General features: G+C 63.2%; 14 protein-coding genes and 2 tRNA genes. 5 read left to right on the top strand and 11 right to left on the bottom strand.

The genetic code is table 11. From position 1 onward, the window contains the following. Window positions 1-77 precede the first annotated feature (77 nt). The 3 genes from IFT44_RS12605 to IFT44_RS12595 all read right to left on the bottom strand — a co-directional run bounded on the left by IFT44_RS12605 (window position 78) and on the right by IFT44_RS12595 (window position 5,911). Window positions 78-968, bottom strand: a complete 891-nt coding sequence (locus tag IFT44_RS12605) for a transglutaminase family protein (protein ID WP_192055742.1) — start codon at window positions 966-968, stop codon at window positions 78-80. After that, window positions 968-3,454: a circularly permuted type 2 ATP-grasp protein gene (locus IFT44_RS12600; protein WP_122480355.1), complete on the bottom strand. Its 2,487-nt coding sequence runs from the start codon at window positions 3,452-3,454 to the stop codon at window positions 968-970. Before IFT44_RS12600 ends, IFT44_RS12605 begins: the two co-directional genes overlap by 1 nt. A gap of 72 nt (window positions 3,455-3,526) precedes the next feature. After that, window positions 3,527-5,911, bottom strand: coding sequence for a transglutaminase family protein (locus tag IFT44_RS12595; protein WP_192175978.1), 2,385 nt, complete (start codon window positions 5,909-5,911; stop codon window positions 3,527-3,529). A 228-nt stretch (window positions 5,912-6,139) separates the two neighbouring features. On the opposite strand from IFT44_RS12595, the gene IFT44_RS12590 reads away from it, so the two are divergent. Beyond that, window positions 6,140-6,382, top strand: a complete 243-nt coding sequence (locus IFT44_RS12590) for a hypothetical protein (protein WP_192137597.1) — start codon at window positions 6,140-6,142, stop codon at window positions 6,380-6,382. A 30-nt stretch (window positions 6,383-6,412) separates the two neighbouring features. On the opposite strand, the gene IFT44_RS12585 is transcribed toward IFT44_RS12590, so the two are convergent. From IFT44_RS12585 to rnr, 8 genes are all read right to left on the bottom strand, one after another. Further along, window positions 6,413-8,716, bottom strand: a complete 2,304-nt coding sequence (locus IFT44_RS12585) for a YgiQ family radical SAM protein (protein ID WP_122480358.1) — start codon at window positions 8,714-8,716, stop codon at window positions 6,413-6,415. Window positions 8,717-8,950: 234 nt separating this feature from the next. Further along, the gene (gene dnaB / locus IFT44_RS12580; RefSeq protein ID WP_122480359.1) at window positions 8,951-10,348 is read right to left on the bottom strand and encodes a replicative DNA helicase; all 1,398 of its coding nucleotides are present in this window, start codon (window positions 10,346-10,348) and stop codon (window positions 8,951-8,953) included. Window positions 10,349-10,462: 114 nt separating this feature from the next. Next, complete coding sequence (gene rplI, locus IFT44_RS12575) at window positions 10,463-10,909, bottom strand: 50S ribosomal protein L9 (protein WP_192175977.1); 447 nt, start codon at window positions 10,907-10,909, stop codon at window positions 10,463-10,465. A gap of 21 nt (window positions 10,910-10,930) precedes the next feature. Beyond that, the gene (locus IFT44_RS12570) at window positions 10,931-11,827 is read right to left on the bottom strand and encodes a hypothetical protein (RefSeq protein ID WP_122480361.1); all 897 of its coding nucleotides are present in this window, start codon (window positions 11,825-11,827) and stop codon (window positions 10,931-10,933) included. A 38-nt stretch (window positions 11,828-11,865) separates the two neighbouring features. Next, window positions 11,866-12,096, bottom strand: coding sequence for a 30S ribosomal protein S18 (rpsR, locus tag IFT44_RS12565; protein WP_008368574.1), 231 nt, complete (start codon window positions 12,094-12,096; stop codon window positions 11,866-11,868). Between the two features lie 28 nt (window positions 12,097-12,124). Further along, window positions 12,125-12,550 carry a 30S ribosomal protein S6 gene (rpsF, locus tag IFT44_RS12560; protein ID WP_122480362.1) on the bottom strand — a complete coding sequence of 142 codons (426 nt, stop codon included), beginning with the start codon at window positions 12,548-12,550 and terminating at the stop codon, window positions 12,125-12,127. Between the two features lie 248 nt (window positions 12,551-12,798). Beyond that, window positions 12,799-13,548 carry a 23S rRNA (guanosine(2251)-2'-O)-methyltransferase RlmB gene (gene rlmB, locus IFT44_RS12555; RefSeq protein WP_185795306.1) on the bottom strand — a complete coding sequence of 250 codons (750 nt, stop codon included), beginning with the start codon at window positions 13,546-13,548 and terminating at the stop codon, window positions 12,799-12,801. Continuing rightward, complete coding sequence (gene rnr / locus IFT44_RS12550) at window positions 13,545-16,190, bottom strand: ribonuclease R (protein WP_122480364.1); 2,646 nt, start codon at window positions 16,188-16,190, stop codon at window positions 13,545-13,547. Before rnr ends, rlmB begins: the two co-directional genes overlap by 4 nt. Window positions 16,191-16,416: 226 nt before the next feature. On the opposite strand from rnr, the gene IFT44_RS12545 reads away from it, so the two are divergent. The 4 genes from IFT44_RS12545 (at window position 16,417) to IFT44_RS12530 (ending at window position 19,709) form a co-directional block, all read left to right on the top strand. After that, a tRNA-Leu gene (locus tag IFT44_RS12545) sits at window positions 16,417-16,503 on the top strand. A gap of 186 nt (window positions 16,504-16,689) precedes the next feature. Then, window positions 16,690-16,776 (top strand) — tRNA-Leu (locus IFT44_RS12540). Window positions 16,777-17,142: 366 nt separating this feature from the next. Beyond that, on the top strand, window positions 17,143-18,159 hold the full coding sequence (locus tag IFT44_RS12535) for an extracellular solute-binding protein (protein WP_192175976.1): 1,017 nt from the start codon (window positions 17,143-17,145) through the stop codon (window positions 18,157-18,159). Continuing rightward, window positions 18,156-19,709, top strand: a complete 1,554-nt coding sequence (locus IFT44_RS12530; protein WP_199861516.1) for an ABC transporter permease — start codon at window positions 18,156-18,158, stop codon at window positions 19,707-19,709. Before IFT44_RS12535 ends, IFT44_RS12530 begins: the two co-directional genes overlap by 4 nt. Window positions 19,710-19,781 lie beyond the last annotated feature (72 nt).

The following is a 19,781-nucleotide window of genomic DNA, read 5'->3' as shown; positions in this document are numbered from 1 at the left end:
CGGCGGCAATCATTTCATGATTGGCCGCAGGCTGCAGCACTCTGCCAGCACTCAGACATTCGCTGTAAACATTCGGCTCAAACCATCGGCAGAACGGTCACGCGCACCTCGGGATCGTGCCCCCCCCCGCCCAGAATCACTCCGCGCAAGGGCGACACGTCGCTGAAATCACGCCCCCATGCCAGGGTGATGTGTTCCAGCCCCGGTTGAACGTTGTTGGTGGGGTCGAAATCGACCCATCCCAGCACCGGGCAGAACACCGACACCCAGGCATGCGACGCATCCGCGCCGATCATTCGCGGCTGCCCTGGCGGTGGCTGGGTCAACAGGTAGCCGCTGACGTAGCGTGCCGCCAAACCGCGCGAGCGCAGGCAGGCCAGCATCAGGTGGGCGAAGTCCTGGCAGACGCCCCGACGGTTCTCCAACACCTCGACCAGCGGCGTCGCCACCTGGGTAGCCATGGCATCGAAGGTGAACTCGCTGAAGATTTTCTGCATCAAGGCCTGGGCACCCTGCAGCATCGGCCTGCCGGACGGAAAGCAACTGGCGGAAAACGCCACGAAGCTTTTCTTCAGGCGCACGTAGGGGGATTCGAAGCGGTAGCGACAGGCTTGCAGCACCTGCGCGGCGACTGGCCGGCCGCTATAGCACAGGGCATCGCGGGTCGACTCCCAGGCCGGCGACAGGGCAAGCACGACCGGCGCTCGTGGCAGCACCTCGACATGCAGGCGCGCGCCAACCTTGAGTTCATCGTGGGGGCGCTCGAACGCCAGCCGCGTCAGCGGATTGCCGAACACATCGAGCTCATCGGTACGCCGGGTCGGTTCGGGGCTGATCTGCAGTGCGTGCTCATGGCACACCTGCCAGGCGCAAGGCCTCGGCCACAGGTGCGCCAGCTGCTTGGCCAGCGACACTGGGCTGTCGTAGCAGTAACGGGTGTCGTGAACGATCTGGTAATGCGCACTCATCACACCGACACCGTTTGCTGGCTGACATCGTCGACATGGACGAAATGGCGCAACGCCAGGCGGTCCGATACCTGCACGCTCACACTGGCGATATCCTCCAGCAGGCTGCGCAGGCCGTCGAGCACGGCGCGCACGCTGGCTTCACCGAACAGCGCGTTTTCCAGGGTACCCAGATCGAAGCGCGCCACGCGCTCGATCAGTGGCTCCAGGGCGCGATCCACCGGCAGGTCGAATTCATCGCTCAGGCGGCGTACGGCCCGCGCCACCAGCTTGAGCTGGAACAACACGGCATGGGGGTTCTGGGCGTCGAGCAACAGCAGGTCCAGCACCGGAATCAACTGCGGCACGGCCAGGTAGCGTGAACGATAGGTGATGCTGCTGTTGCCCAACTCGAGCAGCCAGTCCAGGCCAGCCTGTTCGTCCAGCGCATCGCTTGCCAGAAACGCCGACAGACCATTGCTGAGAAACTGCAGGCGTTCGATGCGTCGCCCGATCATCAGAAAACGCCAGCCTTCATCGCGGGTCATGTCGTCGAGCGCAAAACCGGACAGTGCAGCCAGGTTCATCACCAGTCGATTGAGGAAGTCGAGCAGCTCGCCCAGGTCCGGCACGTCGACTTCAAGCACCAGTGACTCGCGCTGCAGTTCGCCCAACGCCTGCCAATTCTCTCGCGACAGCTTGCCGCGTACCTGAAACGCCGCCCACTGCAGACGCTGCAGGTTGGCACGCAGGCTGAACGCCCAATCCTCACCGCGCAGGGCCATCAGCAGGCGCTCGCGCAGGTCGCCCTCTTCGGGCAACAGGTGCAGGCTTTCGGCCAGATCGACAGCGGCCTGCAGCGCCTGAGGATCGTCGCCGTCCAGATAGCGGCCGAGAATGATCCGCAGCAGTCGCGCGCTGCCGTCGCAACGCTCGCAGTAACGGCCGAACCAGAACAGGTTCTCCACCACCCGCGAAGGCAGGTAGGGGTCCATGCGCACCAGGTCATGGACCCCGATGGTTCGCTGCGCCCGCCACTGCTCACCGACCGGAGCGTGCTCGCCCAACACCCAGGTGTCCTTGCTGGCGCCGCCGTGCTGCATCGACACCACTTCGGCATCGGCGTCCGTGGCCACTCGGGTCAAGCCGCCGGGCAACACCCGGTAACCGTCGGCGGCGGCGACCGCAAACACGCGCATGCCGATCGCCCTGGGTTGCAGGTGGTTGCCGTGGCCATGCCACACCGGCGCCTGGGACAGCTGCGCCATTTCCTGGGCGACGTAGGCATAGGGCCGGGCCTGAATGCGTTCGGTCAGTGCCTGACGCTGGGCGGCGTCCAGATCCCGACCGAACACCGGGCCGAAGTTCTGCGACGGGAAGGCCGGCTTGATCACCAGCTCGTCCAGCCGCTCGAGGGCCTGGGCCAGCACCGGCGGCTCGCCGCACCACCAGGTGGCGATTGACGGCAGGATCAAGGTTTCGCCGAACAGATGCTCACAGATGCGCGGCAGAAAACCCAGCAGCCCGGGCGATTCGAGCACGCCGCTGCCCAAGGCATTGGCCACCATCACATTGCCCTGGCGCACGGCGTCGAGCAGGCCGGGCACGCCCAGGGCAGAGTCGGTGCGCAACTCCAGGGGGTCGCAGAAATCGTCGTCCAGGCGACGCATGATCGCGTGCACCCGGCGCAGACCGCTCAAGGTCTTCAGGTAGACGGTCGCCTCGCGCACAGTCAGGTCACTGCCCTCGACCAGCGGATAGCCGAGCTGGCGTGCCAGGTACAGATGCTCGAAATAACTTTCGTTGAACCGCCCAGGCGTCAACAGCACCACCAGCGGCGCCTCGTTGGCGCTGGCGGCCAGTCGGCTCATGGTGTCCTGCACGGTGCGAAAAAAGCCGGCCATGTGCTCGACTTTCAAGTCGCGGTACAGCTCGGGAAAGGTCCGCAACAGGCCCATGCGGTTTTCCAGCGCATAGCCTGCGCCGGAGGGCGCCTGGGTCCGGTCGGCGGTGACCCACCAGCGTCCATCGGGCGTGCGCGCCAGGTCCGCCGCATACAAGTGCAGGAACGTGCCTTGCGGCGGCTGCATGCCCTGGCACGGCCACAGGTAGTTGTTGTGCCCGAAGATCAGCTCGGCGGGCAGCAGCCCTTGGGCAATCAGCGTTTGCGGGCCATAGATATCGGCCAGCACGGCGTTGAGCAAGCGTGCCCGCTGGGCAATACCCGCCGCGACCTGGCGCCATTCGTGGGCAGGAATGATGTGCGGCAGCAGGTCCAGTTCCCACGGCCGATCGGCCCCCTTGGGGTCGGCATAGACGTTGTAGGTGACGCCGTTTTCCTGGATCTGCCGTGTCAGCGACGCCTGGCGCTGCGACAACTGGCCTGGCGCACTGCGTTGCAGATGCTCGAACAGGCGCCGCCAGTGCGGGCGCACGCCGCCATCGGGTTCGAGCATTTCATGATAGGACCCGCCGGACAGCGAGTAACGATCGAGCAGGTCAGACATGGCGAAGCTCGGGGGCAGCGTTGAGAAGAACGATTATCGCAGCCTGCACGGTGCGCGGATACCGTCCATGGCTCACACCCCGCCTTGAGGAACGCGGCGCATGTCCAGGGTCATCGGCAAGTCATCGTCCACCTTGAGCGCTGGCAGTACCAGCCTGCCGGGACTGTGGCCGATCCGAAAGAACCGCGCCAGACGCCGGCTTTCGGCTTCGTTGGCATTCACCGGTGGGCTGTCGTAGCTGCGCCCGCCGGGGTGCACCGCATGGTACTGGCACCCACCCAGCGAGCGCTGCGTCCAGGTGTCGACGATGTCGAAGGTCAGCGGCACATGCGCCTGGCCGGCGACGTCATCGCCGTGATCGGCCTGCCAGGCACGGTAGCGCACTCCCGCAACGAACTCGCCGGCACGACCGGTAGCGGTCAGCGGCAGGGGCTGGCCATTGACAGCCAGCCGGTAACGATCGGCCAGCAACCCATTGACGCGCACCTGCAGGCGTTCCAGCGATGCGTCCGGCGACTGCGGCGCGCCACTGGCACTGCCTCGTCCGGGGCCAGGCTCCAGGGCATGGCGCAGCTCCACGGCAATCCCCTCTACCACGCAGTCGCCCATGGTGGGGAAGCGAAACGCCCGTTGTGCGGCAAACCATCCGGCATCCACGGCATAGCCGTGTGCATTCAGATCGTCGATCACCTCGGCGAAATCGCGCTCGATGTAGTACGGCAGCATGAAGCGGTCGTGCAGCTGTGTACCCCAGCGAGTCAGCCTGGCCGGTGCGTAGGGCTTGCGCCAGAAGCGCGCCACCAGGCTGCGCAGCAACAGTTGCAGAGCCAGGTTCATGCGCCCATGGGGCGGCATTTCCAGGCCCTGCAGGCGCAGCAGCCCCGCGCGCTCCCCTGGTCCGTCACCGTCCAGACGAGCAATGCAGAACTGCGCGCCGGCAGGGTTACCGGTCATATCCACCAACAGATGGCGCAGCACACGGTCGATCAGCCCTGTTGGGCACGGCACGCCGGGAACGGGCAATTGCGCCAGAGCGATCTCGAGTTCGTACAACGCATCGCCGCGCGTTTCGTCGACCCGCGGGGTCGGCCAGGCCGTGCCACTGAACAGATACGACAGCGCCGGATGATCATGCCAATAGCCGATCAGACTGCGCAGCAGGTCGGGCCGGCGCAGAAACGGCGAATCCGCCGCCGTCGTCCCACCCAGCAGCAACGGATTACCCGCGCCGGTGCCGGTCTGCCGACCGTCGATCATGAACCGCTGGGCCTCCAGGCGACGCTGCCGAGCCTGCTCGTACAGCTCATCCACACCTTGGACCGACTGCGCCCAGCTTGTGGATTGCGGCACGTCGACCTTGAACACGCCTGGCATCGACGTAGCCTTGAAACCACTGGCAGGTGCGTCGCTTCGAGCTTCCCACGTCACGGCATCGGCGCCGTCCATGGCCACGAAGGTCGGCTCGCTGCCGATGCCCAGGCGCACGTCCTCTGCGCGCAGATCGGCATCGACCCGCTGCCCCAGGGCCTGCATGTCCGCCCATTGCTCTTCGCTCAACGGCCAGGTGACGCGTGGCGTCTGCCAGATACGCTGCACCGACATCCGGTGGGAAAACGTCACCTCACAGGGCTCCACCCGGCCACTGATCGGCGCCGCCGAAGAAGGTTCGGGACTGCACGCCAGGGGAATGTGGCCCTCCCCGGCAAACAGCCCGGACGTGGCGTCCAGACCAATCCAGCCAGCGCCCGGTAAATACACCTCGCACCAGGCATGCAGGTCGGTGAAATCGACATCGGTACCGGACGGACCGTCGAGGGCCTGCTCATCGGCGACCAATTGGATCAGGTAGCCGGAGACGAAGCGCGCGGCAATCCCCAGCCGGCGCATCAGCTGCACCAGCAGCCAGGCGGAATCGCGGCACGAACCGGCACCGGTGAGCAGCGTGTGCTCGGGCGTCTGCACGCCCGGCTCCATGCGCAGCAGGTAGCGAATGTCCTGGCTGAGTTGCTGGTTCAGCCTGACCAGGAAATCGATACTGGGGATCGGCGTACGGTCGATGCCGTCCAGGTACGCTTGAAACCTGGGCGTCAGGGCCAGGGTTTCCAGGTAGGGGGCCAGCTCATGCTGCTCTTCGTCGGTGTATGCGAAGGGAATCTGCTGCGCATGCGGTTCGAGAAAGAAATCGAAGGGATTGAACACCGCGATCTCGGCAACCAGGTCCACTTCGATGCGCAACTCGGTGGCCTTCTCCGGAAACACCAGGCGGGCCAGGTAGTTGCCCTGTGGGTCCTGCTGCCAATTGATGAAGTGCTGCGCTGGCGACACTTTCAAGGCATAGGAAAGAACCCGCGTGCGGCTGTGCGGCGCGGGGCGCAGGCGCACCACTTGAGGGCCGACATCGACGGCGCGGTCGTAGCGATAATGGGTGACATGGTTCAGTGCGACATGAATCGACACGGCGTGCCTCCTGCGAGCCTGGAAGGTAAGTGCACGGCGCAAGACTTATGCCATGTGGAGGGTTCAGCCACTGCACTGCGAAGCGGGACATCCGATCGAACGGTTGCCCTCGTTCGGCGTGTGCCAGCGTCGCATACATTGGACGCATCGTGGTGCGATAAACCTGTATTGCCCAGGCAGGAGGCGCTCACCTTAATGTGGGCGCTCATTCAATCAAGAGATATCCCCATGCCAACCGACCAAGACACCGCTGCGCAAGCCCTGCTCACCGCGCAGCCTTCAAGACAGCGCAAGACGTCGTTGCGCCCCACCCAGGCATTGATCGACGCCATCCGCAGTGCGACCAGAGACGGAGTGCTGGACACGACCGACAACCCAGCCCACGAGGCCATCGCCGCCCGCCCACCGCGACGAGCGCAGCCGAAGTCGAAGTCGAACGACACCGAGCCTGACGGTCACACCGAGTCGTAAGCTATCGCGCTCACGGCAGCGCAACGTGCATCAGCGCGGCAGGACCGGCTGGCGGGTCGGCTTGCCCTTGCCCTTGCCGGGCTTGGCAGCCTGCTGGCGATCCTTGGCAGCCTGCTTGCTGCGCGCCTCGGCGGCAGCCTTGGCCTGCTCGCGCTTGTCCCACGGCTTGGAACCATCGCTGGCACGCGGCGGCAAGCCGGTATGCTGGGTCAGGATGCGGGTTTCCTTGGCTACCTTGTGGCTGCCGGCCGGGGTGGAATTCTTGCGTCGAGCACTCTGATAGGTGTCGGTAGCCGGCTGATGCAACGGAATCAGCTGGTTTTTCCCCGGACCGATCAGGTCGGCACGGCCCATGCGTTCCAGTGCCTCGCGCAGCATCGGCCAGCCCTTGGGATCGTGATAGCGCAGGAATGCCTTGTGCAGGCGACGCTGTTCCTCGCTCTTGACGATGGTCAGGTTGTCGCTCTTGTAGGTGACCTTGCGCAGCGGGTTCTTGCCCGAGTGGTACATCGCGGTGGCCGAAGCCATCGGCGAGGGGTAGAACGCCTGCACCTGGTCGGCACGGAAACCGTTGCCCTTGAGCCAAAGCGCCAGGTTCATCATGTCTTCATCGGTGGTGCCGGGGTGGGCGGCGATGAAGTACGGGATCAGGTACTGCTCCTTGCCCGCTTCTTTCGAGAACTTCTCGAACATGCGCTTGAATTTGTCGTACGAGCCGATACCCGGCTTCATCATCTGATTCAGCGGACCTTCCTCGGTATGCTCCGGGGCGATCTTGAGGTAGCCGCCGACGTGGTGCGTCACCAGCTCCTTGACGTACTCGGGGGACTCCACCGCCAGGTCGTAGCGCAGGCCCGAGGCAATGAGGATCTTCTTCACGCCCGGCAGTGCTCGCGCGCTGCGGTACAGCTGGATCAGCGAAGAGTGGTCGGTGTTGAGGTTCGGGCAGATCCCCGGGAACACGCACGACGGCTTGCGGCACGCGGATTCGATTTCCGGGCTCTTGCAGGCGATGCGGTACATGTTGGCGGTCGGCCCGCCAAGGTCGGAAATCACTCCGGTAAAACCCGGCACCTTGTCGCGGATCTCTTCGATCTCGCGAATGATCGACTCTTCGGAACGGTTCTGGATGATCCGCCCCTCGTGCTCGGTGATCGAGCAGAAGGTGCAGCCACCGAAACAGCCGCGCATGATGTTCACCGAGAAGCGAATCATGTCGTAGGCCGGGATTTTCTGGTTGCCGTACGCCGGGTGCGGAACCCGGGCATAGGGCATGCCGAACACGTAGTCCATTTCCTCGGTGGTCATGGGAATGGGCGGCGGGTTGAACCACACGTCCACTTCGCCATGCCGCTGCACCAAAGCACGGGCATTGCCTGGGTTGGTTTCCAGGTGCAGCACGCGGTTGGCGTGGGCGTACAGCACGGCATCGCCGCGCACCTTCTCGAAGGAAGGCAGGCGAATCACAGTCTTGTCCCGCGTCATCCGCGGGCTGGCCAGGATCTGCACGACCTTGGCTTCGTTCGGGTCTTCGACGTTGCCCTTCTCCTGCTCGATGGCGCAGGCCTGGGTGTCCTGGGTGTTGACGTACGGGTTGATGATCTTGTCGACCTTGCCCGGCCGGTCGATACGGGTCGAGTCGACCTCGTACCAGTCCTTGGGCGTATCGCGGCGAATGAACGCGGTGCCGCGAATGTCAGTGATCTCTTCGACCTTCTGACCGTACGACAGGCGCTGGGCCACTTCGACGATGGCGCGCTCGGCGTTGCCGTACAGCAGGATATCGGCGCAGGCGTCGATCAGGATCGAATGACGAACCTTGTCCTGCCAGTAGTCGTAGTGCGCGATGCGGCGCAGCGATGCTTCGATGCCGCCCAGCACGATCGGCACATGCTTGTAGGCTTCCTTGCATCGCTGGCTGTACACCAGGCTGGCGCGGTCTGGCCGCGAGCCGGCCTGGCCGCCGGGCGTGTAGGCGTCGTCGGAACGCACCTTCTTGTCGGCGGTGTAGCGGTTGATCATCGAGTCCATGTTGCCGGCCGCGACACCGAAGAACAGGTTCGGCTCGCCCAGCTTCATGAAGTCATCCTTGGACTGCCAGTTCGGCTGGGCAATGATGCCCACGCGAAACCCCTGGGCTTCCAAAAGCCGGCCGATGATGGCCATGCCGAACGACGGATGGTCGACATAGGCATCACCGGTGACGATGATGATGTCGCAGGAATCCCAGCCAAGCTGATCCATCTCCTCCCTGCTCATAGGCAGGAAAGGCGCTGGGCCGAAGCATTCGGCCCAGTATTTGGGATAGTCAAAAAGCGGCTTGGCTGCTTGCATGTCGATGACCGTATGAAAAATCGCGGGCGCGGAATATAGCACAAAAAATAACCAATTCCGATGGCTTTAGTCGGAAATGGCTGGTGAATTTTCCGCCGGCAGAGCTCATTGAACCTGGATCCCTGCTGTAGGAGCGGTCAGCGGCCGCGAAAGCCCCAACGCGGTGTACCTGACCCAACCGCACCGCTCATTCGCGGCCATGGACCGCTCCTACGGGAAATCCGAACAGCGCGTTTACTCGTCGTCGTCGAAGTTGTAGCTACCCGGAGCGAGGTTCTCGAAGCGGGTGTACTTGCCGATGAAGGCCAGGCGGATGAAACCGATCGGACCGTTACGCTGCTTGCCGATGATGATCTCGGCAATGCCCTTGTGCTCGGTGTCCGGGTGATACACCTCGTCGCGATAGACGAACATGATCACGTCGGCATCCTGCTCGATGGCGCCGGACTCTCGCAGGTCGGAGTTCACCGGGCGCTTGTTCGGGCGCTGCTCGAGCGAGCGGTTGAGCTGCGACAGCGCCACCACCGGGCAATTGAACTCCTTGGCCAGCGCCTTCAGCGAGCGAGAGATCTCGGAGATCTCGTTGGTACGGTTGTCGCCGCTGGAACCGGGGATCTGCATCAACTGCAGGTAGTCGATCATGATCAGGCCGATCTCGCCGTGCTCGCGCACCAGGCGACGCGTACGCGCACGCATCTCCGACGGACTGATTCCGGCCGTATCGTCGATGAACAGCTTGCGATCGTTGAGCAGGTTGACCGCCGAGGTCAGGCGCGGCCAATCGTCGTCATCCAGCCGGCCCGAGCGCACCTTGGTCTGATCGATACGTCCCAGCGAGGAAAGCATACGCATGATCAGCGAATCGCCTGGCATCTCCAGCGAGTACACCAGCACGGCTTTCTCGCTGCGCAGCACGGCGTTTTCCACCAGGTTCATGGCAAAGGTGGTCTTGCCCATGGACGGACGGCCGGCGACGATGATCAGGTCGGCCGGCTGCAGGCCGCTGGTCTTCTCGTCCAGATCGGTGTAGCCGGTGGACAGGCCGGTGATGGCCGCATCGGTATTGAACAGGGTGTCGATGCGATCGATGGCCTTGGTCAGCAGGTCGTTGACACTGACCGGGCCACCGGTCTTGGGCCGCGCCTCGGCGATCTGGAAAATCTGCCGTTCGGCCTCGTCGAGAATCTCGGCAGCATTGCGCCCCTGCGGATTGAACGCACTGTCGGCGATCTCGCTGCTGATGCTGATCAACTGGCGCAGGGTGGCACGCTCGCGGACTATCTGCGCGTAGGCCTTGATGTTGGCCACCGACGGGGTGTTCTTCGCCAGCTCGCCCAGGTAACCCAGGCCACCGACCTGAGTGCCCTGGCCTTCCTTGTCGAGCTGTTCGTGCAGGGTGACCACGTCGAAAGGCGTGTTCTGATCGGCCAGCTTGGCGATGGCGCGGAAGATCAGCCGGTGGTCATGACGATAGAAATCGCCGTCCGAAACCTGATCGAGCACACGTTCCCAGGCGTTGTTGTCCAGCATCAACCCACCGAGCACGGCCTGTTCGGCCTCGACGGAATGCGGCGGCACCTTGAGGGCAGCGGTTTGCAGATCGTATTGCTCGGGAGCGGATATCTCGTTCATGGCCACTTGAAATTCGGGTTGCAGAAAACAGCTTCTTCACAAAAACAAAAGGCACGACCTGTGAACAGGTCGTGCCCGATGTTAAACCGCCTGGCACCAGAGGTGCCAGCCGACTTATGCAGCTACTACGACAACGCGTACGGTAGCTTCAACGTCGCTGTGCAGGTGCACGGCTACGTCGTATTCGCCAATGTTACGGATGGTGCCGTTCGGCAGACGCACTTCAGACTTGGCCACTTCGACGCCGGAGGCGGTCAGGGCGTCAGCGATGTCGTGAGTGCCGATCGAACCGAACAGCTTGCCTTCGTCGCCAGCGGTGGCAGTGATGGTCACTTCCAGCTCGGCCAGTTGGGCAGCACGCGTTTCGGCCGAAGCCTTCTTGTCGGCAGCTGCTTTTTCCAGCTCGGCGCGACGCTCTTCGAACGCAGCCAGGTTGGCAGCGGTCGCAGCGGTAGCCTTGCCGAATGGCAGCAGGAAGTTACGACCGTAGCCGGCCTTAACATTTACCTTATCGCCCAGGTTGCCCAGGTTGGCGACTTTTTCCAGCAGGATCAGTTCCATTTGGTATAAACCTCTTAACTTTTAACCTTCACCGTTCGCGGAATCGCTATCGGTGCCTTTCGGCCCGATTCGACCGCGAAAATCAATCAGGCTGTCGACAATGGCCAGGACCACGAGCAACGGATAGATCAGCTGCATGAACAGCACGAGCGTGACGTACATCCCCACGAGCCAGAACCTGCCCAGCTTGCCCGCCTTGACCAGCCCATGCATCAGGGCCAGCCCGGCGAACACCAGCGGTACGCTGCACAGCGGCGTCAACATGGCCATCTGAGGTCCGAAGTTCGGACCGATGAGCATGCACGCCAGCAGCAATACCGCCGGCCAGAGTGGAATGCGAATGGCGCGAAACTCGCTGCCAAAACCACCCGGGTTGTACAACGCCGCCTGCCAGTAACGCCCCAGCATCAGGGCTGCCACGCTGACGACTTGCAACAAGGCCGCTATCAGGCCATTGAGTACCGGCGCAATGAGGCTGCCAAGGCTGGCCCGCTCCTCTACCGACATCTGCTGGTAGAGACCACCGAGCATCTGCGGCAGGCGTTCGTTCAACGCCTGCGCCAACGCTTCGATGGGTTCGCGAAACACCACGCCCAACAACACTCCGTACACCAGCCCCAGCGCTATGCTGGCCAGCAGCACGCGATTCCAGGCCCACCCCGCGCGCAACAGCGCCGCGAGCCCCAGTGCGCCCAGCAACACCATCAAGGTGCGCGGTTCACCGAAGTACCACCAGGCCAAAGCCGGCAGCAGAGCCCAGATGAGGACGCCAATGGCGTCACTCATGCCGCGCCGCAGGTACACCAGGCACGCTGCGGCAGCACTCAACCAGAACAACAGCGGCAATGCCGCGCATCCGACCACTACCAGAGTGGCCTGCATGCGACCGCGCATGATGAAATCAGCCAGGGCACGCATGCGTATCTATCCTTTTACTGCGTATCGACAACCCGGTCTCAGCGGCCGTGGCTGTCGGTGTAGGCCAGCAGGGCCAGGAAGCGGGCGCGCTTGATAGCGACGGCCAGCTGACGCTGATAACGAGCCTTGGTACCGGTGATACGGCTTGGAACGATCTTGCCGGTTTCGGATACGTAGGCTTTCAGAGTGTTGAGATCCTTGTAATCGATCTCCTTCACATCTTCAGCGGTGAAGCGGCAAAATTTACGACGACGGAAGAAACGTGCCATGTAATGGGCTCCTCAAAAGGTCCGTGGATTACTCGTCAGCGTTATCGCTGGCGTCGCTGTTGTCGCTGTCATCGCCATCGGCGCTGTCAGAGTGCTCAGGACGGTCACGACGCTCACGGCGCTCGCTGCGGTTTTCTTCTGCCTTGAGCATCTCGGACTGGTCGGTGACGGCTTCGTCGCGACGGATGACAAGGTTACGGATCACGGCATCGTTGTAGCGGAAGTTGTCTTCCAGCTCGGCCAGGGCCTTGCCGGTGCACTCAACGTTCAGCATCACGTAGTGAGCCTTGTGAACGTTGTTGATGGCGTAGGCCAGTTGACGACGGCCCCAATCTTCCAGACGGTGGATCTTGCCGCCGTCTTCTTCGATCAGCTTGGTGTAACGCTCAACCATGCCGCCGACTTGCTCGCTCTGATCCGGGTGGACCAGAAAGATGATTTCGTAATGACGCATGAATGCTCCTTACGGGTTGTAGCCTGCCGCCAGAGCGGTCAGACAAGGAGTGAATGACACTGTGTGTCTTGCCTTGTGGCTTTTGGATAGAGGCGCACGAGTGCACCAGCCATCACGGCAAGGGGCGCAATTGTAGAGAAGGGGTTGGGGGGAAGCAAGGGGATTGGTGAATATTTGTACAGCGATGGCGGTGTCGCGGCCAACCCCTTCGCGGGCAGAGGGCTCGCGGAGGGGTTGGCCCGGGTGGATCATTTCTTCTTGGCGTTACGCTGACGAACCGCTTCGAACAGACAGATCCCGGTCGCCACCGACACGTTCAGGCTGCTCACGCTGCCCGCCATCGGCAGCTTGACCAGGTAGTCGCAGTGCTCTCGGGTCAGGCGACGCATGCCCTTGCCTTCGGCGCCCATGATCAGGATGGTGGGCCCGGTCATGTCCTGCTGGTAGATCTCGTTTTCCGCCTCGCCGGCGGTACCCACGACCCACAGGCCACGCTGCTGGAGTTTTTCCAGGGTACGGGCCAGGTTGGTCACGGCCACCAGCGGAATCACTTCCGCTGCGCCACACGCCACCTTGCGCACGGCAGGAGTGAGGGTGGCCGATTTGTCCTTGGGCACGATCACCGCCAGCGCACCGGCCGCATCGGCGGTACGCAGGCAGGCACCCAGATTGTGCGGATCGGTCACGCCATCCAGGACCAGCAGCAACGGCGGGCCCTCGGTGCGATCCAGCAGCTCGTCGAGCATCGCCTCGCCCCACACCTGGCTCGGGCTGACCTCCGCCACTACCCCTTGGTGCACGCCTTCGACCCAGGCATCCAGCTCACGCCGCTCGGCCTGGCCAACCGCCACACGATTCTGCGTGGCAAGCTCGACCAAGGTCTGTACCCGCGGCTCACTGCGCCCTTCGGACAGCCAGATCTGCTTGACCCGCTTGGGATGATGGCGCAACAGCGCCTCCACCGCGTGCACGCCGTAGATTTTTTCCAGCTGACTCATGACTTGGCCTTGGGTTTGCGGCTGCCCGATTTCGATGGACCCTTGCGGTGCTTGGTCGCCTTGGCATCGCCTCCGGCGCCCGTGCTGCCAGTACCGCCGTTGCGGCTGCCGGAAGCCTTGGCCGAGCCGCCCTTGGCTGCATCGGCAAGCAGGGCCTTCTTCATTTCACGGCTCTTGCGCACCTCGGCGTTCTGCGCGGCGGCATCGGATGCCCGATAGACCTCATCGCTGTCGGCCTTGCGCGCCTTGCTCGGGGCAGCGCTGCGCTTGGCGGCAGCGGCGGCCGGCTTCTCGGCGGCGGTCTTTTCGACCGCCGGCGTGGTCGGGTAGCTCTTGGGCTTGCCGGCCGGCGCGTCGGCCTTGCGGTTCTTGCGCCCGATCGGCTGGTTCAGCGTTGCTTCGCCGATACCGAAATCGATCTTGCGCTCGTCCAGGTCGACCCGCATGACCTGCACCTCGACCGTGTCGCCAAGGCGGAAATTGCGCCCGGTGCGCTCGCCGGCCAGGCGATGGTGGATCGGGTCGAAATGGTAGTAGTCGCCCGGCAGCGCGGTGACGTGCACCAGGCCTTCGACGAAGATGTCGGTCAGCTCGACGAACAGGCCGAAACCGGTCACGGCGGTGATCACGCCAGGGAAGGTTTCGCCCACGCGGTCCTTCATGAACTCGCACTTGAGCCAATTGACCACGTCACGGGTGGCTTCGTCGGCACGGCGCTCGCTCATCGAACACTCTTCGCCCAACTGTTCCAGCGCCGCTTCGTCGTACGGATAGATGCGCGCCTTGGGAATGGTCGGGGCACCGGCGCGCTTGACGTGCGGGGTGTCCTGCTTGGAGTGGATCACGCTGCGGATCGCCCGGTGCGTGAGCAGGTCGGGGTAGCGGCGGATCGGCGAGGTGAAGTGGGTGTACGCCTCGTAGTTCAGGCCGAAGTGACCATGGTTGTCGGCGCTGTACACCGCCTGGCTCAACGAACGCAGCATGACGGTCTGGATCACGTGGAAATCCGGGCGACCCTGGATGGTTTCCAGCAGTGCACGGTAATCCTTGGGCGACGGACCGTCCTTGCCCTTGTTCAGCGACAGGCCAAGCTCGCCGAGGAAAGCACGCAGCTTTTCCAGACGCTCCGGCGGCGGACCGTCGTGGACGCGATACAGAGCCGGGATTTCGTGTTTCTTGAGGAATTCGGCAGTGGCCACGTTGGCCGCCAGCATGCATTCCTCGATCAGCTTGTGGGCATCGTTGCGGATGGTCGGCTTGATCTCGGCGATCTTGCGCTCGGAACCGAAGACGATGCGCGTCTCCTGGGTTTCGAAGTCGATGGCACCACGCACGTGACGCGCCGACAGCAGGACCTTGTACAGGGCATACAGCTGCTTGAGATGCGGCAGCACATCGCCGAACTCGCCACGCAGGGCCTTGGCTTCGCTGCTGCGCGAATGCTCGAGCAGGGTACTGACCTTGTTGTAGGTCAGGCGCGCATGGGAGTGGATCACGGCTTCGTAGAAGCTGTAGTCGGTCATCTCGCCGGTCTTGGAGATGGTCATCTCGCAGACCATGGCCAAGCGGTCGACATGGGGGTTCAGCGAACACAGGCCGTTGGACAGCTGCTCGGGCAGCATCGGAATCACGCGCTCGGGGAAGTACACCGAGTTGCCACGTACCTGGGCTTCGGTATCGAGCGCCGAGCCAAGCTTCACGTAGCTGGACACGTCGGCAATGGCGACGTACAGGGTCCAGCCGCCGTTGAACAGGCGCAGCTTGCTCTTGGCTTCGCAATAGACGGCATCGTCGAAGTCGCGCGCGTCTTCGCCGTCGATGGTCACGAACGGCAGATGACGCAGGTCGATGCGCTTCTCCTTGTCCTTGTCTTCCACCTGCGGCTTGAGCTTGGCGGCCTCCTTGAGCACGGCTTCGGGCCATACATGAGGAATGTCGTAGGTGCGCAGGGCGACGTCGATTTCCATGCCGGGCGCCATGTAGTTGCCCAGCACCTCGACGATGTCACCCTGAGGCTGGAAGCGCGCGGTTGGCCAGTGGGTGATCTTCACCCCGACGAACTGGCCGATCTTCGCGGCGCCGTGGCGACCGGGGGTGATCAGCACTTCCTGCTGCACCTTGGGGTTGTCCGGTGTCACGAAACCAATGCCGCCTTCTTCGAAGTAGCGGCCAACGATGGTTTCATGGGCACGCGACACCACTTCGACGATCACGCCTTCACGACGACCGCGACGGTCGAGGCCGGAAACCCGTGCCAGGGCACGGTCGCCATCGAACACCAGACGCATCTGCGCCGGGCTCATGAACAGGTCGTCGCTGCCGTCGTCGGGGATCAGGAAGCCGAAGCCATCGCGGTGACCGCTGATGCGGCCGGCGATCAGGTCGAGCTTGTCGACCGGGGCATAGGTGCCGCGACGGGTGTAGATCAGTTGCGCATCGCGCTCCATGGCACGCAAGCGGCGGCGCAGGGCTTCCAGCTGGTCCTCGGTGGTGAGGCCGAACTCGTCCACCAGCTGCTCGCGGCTGGCGGGAGAGCCGCGCTCGTCGAGGTGCTTGAGGATCAGCTCACGGCTGGGAATGGGGTTTTCGTATTTTTCCGCTTCACGAGCGGCCTCGGGATCGAGGGTCTGCCAATCGGCCATTAGAGAGAATTCACCTTGTCTATATAGGCGTTAGTTTGGCATACGCGTATTGAAACGGGAAATTTCAGGCGCTGCCTGCCAGTTAAAAGCCCTGCCCCGAGGTCGAAAACAGTGTCCGGGACGCCACTGGGGAATTTTAGTCGATTTTTCTCGCCACAGGGGTTTACAGCGTAAAGAGCGCTCCGTATAGTGCGCGCCATCGACAACGCACAGCGTTGCAGATGCTGCCCAGATGGTGAAATTGGTAGACACGCCAGCTTCAGGTGCTGGTGACCTTACGGTCGTGGAAGTTCGAGTCTTCTTCTGGGCACCAATTCAGGACACGAGATTACATCAATCTTGTGCCACTCACAAAAGCCCGCGAAAGCGGGTTTTTGCGTTTCAGGGCTTTTTCAGGCAGTTGGATGTTTTGAATTAACAAAATCAAAACAGGGGTTTACAGATCAAAAGGGCGGTCGTATAGTGCGCCCCATCAACGGCGTGCAACGCTGCTGATGCTGCCCAGATGGTGAAATTGGTAGACACGCCAGCTTCAGGTGCTGGTGACCTTACGGTCGTGGAAGTTCGAGTCTTCTTCTGGGCACCAATTCTTCACAAGAACCCGCGAAAGCGGGTTTTTGCGTTCCCGGCACCCCAAAAATCTCCCCACCATTCTCCCCGTGGGGCGGTCCGTGACCGCGAAAGAGCGCATCGGTATATCAGACGCACCCCGCCGCTCCCTTCGCGGCCGATGACCGCTCCTACGGTAGGCCTGCATACGCGCGCTCCCGTAGGAGCGGTCCGTGGCCGCGAAACAGGCGACGCGGTCTTCCTGACACACCCCAGGGCGCCCTTCCCGGCCGATGACCGCTCCCAGGGATAAGCCTTGCGTGGATCCGAAAGGCCACCTGAGAACCTATATCGTTTACAATTGTTTCAAGATTCCGCTGCCCTGCCGTAAGGAAGTTGCCCCATGCCCACACCAACCCTCCGGTCCCTTTTTCGCACCCTGGCCGCCTGCCTGCTGGGCACGGCACTGGCCGCCCCGCTGGCCCTGGCCGCCGACAAGGTCGAACTGACCCTCTACAATGGCCAGCACAAGGAAATAGGCGAGGCCATCGCGCAGGCCTACGAGGCCAAGACCGGGATTCATGTCAATGTCCGCAAGGGCAGCAGCAATCAATTGGCCAGCCAGGTAATGGAAGAAGGCCAGCGCTCTCCGGCGGATCTCATCTACACCGAAGAATCCCCCCCTCTGAACAATCTGGGCGAGAAAGGCTTTCTGGCCAAAATCGACGACAGCACCCTGAGCATGCTGCCGCCCGAATACGTCGCCAAGGACGGTTCGTGGATGGGCGTGACCGCTCGCGTACGGGTGGTGGCCTACAACCCGAAGCTGATCGACGAAAAAGACCTGCCTGAAACGGTGCTGGAGTTCGCCGAGCCGCAGTGGCAGGGCAAGGTCGGCTTCGTGCCCACCAGCGGAGCCTTCCAGGAGCAGGCCGTGGCCATCATCAAGCTGCACGGTCGCGAGGCCGCCGAAGAATGGCTGACCGGTCTGCGCGCCTTCGGCAAGACCTACACCAACAACATGGTCGCCCTCAAGGCGGTGGAAAACGGCGAAATCGCCACTGTTCTGGTAAACAACTACTACTGGTTCGCACTCCAGCGCGAGAAAGGCCAGCTCGACTCCAAACTGCATTACTTCAGCAATGGCGACGCCGGCGGCCTGATCACCATTTCTTCCGCTGCCGTTCTCAAGTCCAGCAAGCACCCGCGGGAAGCCCAGGCGCTGCTCGCCTACATGGCCAGCGAGGAAGGCCAGCGCGTCATCACCCAGACCACTGCCGAGTACCCACTGCACAAAGGCATGGTCTCGGACCGCGGCCTGAAGCCGTTCGACGAGCTGCAGGCACCGGCCATCACTCCGGCAGACATCGGCAATGCCGAGGACGCACTGGACCTGGAACGGGACGTCGGCCTGAATTGACCACCTCTCTCGTCGTGCCTGGGGGGCGGCGCAAGCGCCCCTCGATCTGGGTGCTCGTACCCGTCCTGCTGCTGGTCGGGCTGAGCCTGCTGCCCCTGCTCTATGTTGGCCTGAAGGCGTGGCAAGCGGGCCTCCACGAAGCCATCAGGCTGTTGTGGCGCCCTTACGTGCTGCGCTTGCTGGGCAACACCCTGATGTTGATGGCCGGGGTGACGGCGGCCTGCGTGGTCATCGGCGTGAGCCTGGCGTGGCTGCTCGAACGCAGCGACCTGGCCGGCCGACGTCTCTGGGGCGTGATCCTCTGCCTGCCGTTCGCGGTACCTGCCTTCGTCAGCGGCTTTACCTGGGTTTCGCTCAGCCCACGATTCGAAGGATTGGGCGGCGCGATTCTGGTGATGACCCTGTCGAAATACCCGCTGGTGTTTCTGCCGGTCGCCGCGACGCTGCGCAATCTGGACACCTCTCTGGAGGAATCGGCGCGCACGCTGGGGCAGAACCGCACGGGGGTGTTCTTCAAGGTCACGCTGCCGCTGCTGTGGCCGGCAGTACTGGGCGGGGCGCTGCTGATCGCGCTGCACATGCTGGTGGAGTTCGGCGCCCTGTCGATCCTGGGGCTGCAGACCTTCACCACAGCGATCTATCAACAGTTCGAACTGGAATTCAGCAACACCAATGCGGCGATGCTGTCGGCACTGCTGCTGGTTCTGTGCCTATTGCTGCTGTGGCTGGAGCTGAAGGTGCGTGGCAACGCGCGTCACATTCGCACCGGCCAGGGCGCTGCCCGGCGTGCAACGCCGTTGCGGCTCGGCGCCTGGCGCGTGTTGGCGCAGTCGTATTGCCTGCTGCTGGTGATCGTGGGCAGCGGTGTGCCACTGGCCATGCTCGGCTATTGGCTGGTGAAGGGCTCGTCGGCGGCCTTTCCCGTGGCGGCCATCGGCGAGGCACTGTTGACCTCGTTGGCATTGGCCCTGGGCGGCGCTGCGCTGTGCCTGGCGCTGGCATTGCCCGTGGGCCTGCTGGTGGTGCGCCATCGGGGCCGCCTGGCCATCTGGGCAGAACGCCTGCCCTATCTGCTGCATGCGCTACCGGGGCTGGTGATCGCCTTGACGCTGGTATATTTCGCCCTGCACTACGTTCCGGCGATGTACCAGACCACAGGGCTGCTGTTGCTGGCCTACGCGCTGCTGTTTCTGCCTTTGGCGCAGGCGCCGGTGCGTACTGCCCTGAACAAGGCTGCGCCTGCGCTCGAAGAAGCGGCACGGACCCTGGGCGCCACGCCGTTCACCGCGTTCTGCCAGGTGACACTGCCGATCATCTTCCCGGCGATGGCAGCGGCATTCGCGCTGGTATTCCTCGATGGCATGAAGGAACTGACCGCTACCCTGGTGCTGGCCCCCACCGGCATGACAACCCTGGCCACCGAGGTGTGGTCGCACACCTCGAACATGGAATTCGCCGCCGCCGCGCCCTACGCGGCACTGCTGATCCTGATTTCCGGCGTCCCGGTGTACCTGCTCACCACCCGCATGTACCTGAACCGCACAGAGTGAAGCCACGCAATCCTGTAGGAGCGGTCCGTGGACGCGAAACGGGCGCCGCGGTTCGTCAGCAAGGACCGCGGT

The organism is Pseudomonas sp. CFBP 13710 (assembly GCF_014842235.1).
GTDB lineage: Bacteria > Pseudomonadota > Gammaproteobacteria > Pseudomonadales > Pseudomonadaceae > Aquipseudomonas > Aquipseudomonas baltica.
Note: the sequence above shows the minus strand (reverse complement) of the source record. Positions and strands in the feature narration are given on the sequence as shown.

Coding starts and splice junctions, on each gene's coding strand:
- IFT44_RS12605 (WP_192055742.1), bottom strand. CDS start 968: ATGAGTGCGCATTACCAGATCGTTCACGACACCCGTTACTGCTACGAC.
- IFT44_RS12600 (WP_122480355.1), bottom strand. CDS start 3,454: ATGTCTGACCTGCTCGATCGTTACTCGCTGTCCGGCGGGTCCTATCAT.
- IFT44_RS12590 (WP_192137597.1), top strand. CDS start 6,140: ATGCCAACCGACCAAGACACCGCTGCGCAAGCCCTGCTCACCGCGCAG.
- IFT44_RS12585 (WP_122480358.1), bottom strand. CDS start 8,716: ATGCAAGCAGCCAAGCCGCTTTTTGACTATCCCAAATACTGGGCCGAA.
- dnaB (WP_122480359.1), bottom strand. CDS start 10,348: ATGAACGAGATATCCGCTCCCGAGCAATACGATCTGCAAACCGCTGCC.
- rplI (WP_192175977.1), bottom strand. CDS start 10,909: ATGGAACTGATCCTGCTGGAAAAAGTCGCCAACCTGGGCAACCTGGGC.
- IFT44_RS12570 (WP_122480361.1), bottom strand. CDS start 11,827: ATGCGTGCCCTGGCTGATTTCATCATGCGCGGTCGCATGCAGGCCACT.
- rpsR (WP_008368574.1), bottom strand. CDS start 12,096: ATGGCACGTTTCTTCCGTCGTCGTAAATTTTGCCGCTTCACCGCTGAA.
- rpsF (WP_122480362.1), bottom strand. CDS start 12,550: ATGCGTCATTACGAAATCATCTTTCTGGTCCACCCGGATCAGAGCGAG.
- rlmB (WP_185795306.1), bottom strand. CDS start 13,548: ATGAGTCAGCTGGAAAAAATCTACGGCGTGCACGCGGTGGAGGCGCTG.
- rnr (WP_122480364.1), bottom strand. CDS start 16,190: ATGGCCGATTGGCAGACCCTCGATCCCGAGGCCGCTCGTGAAGCGGAA.
- IFT44_RS12535 (WP_192175976.1), top strand. CDS start 17,143: ATGCCCACACCAACCCTCCGGTCCCTTTTTCGCACCCTGGCCGCCTGC.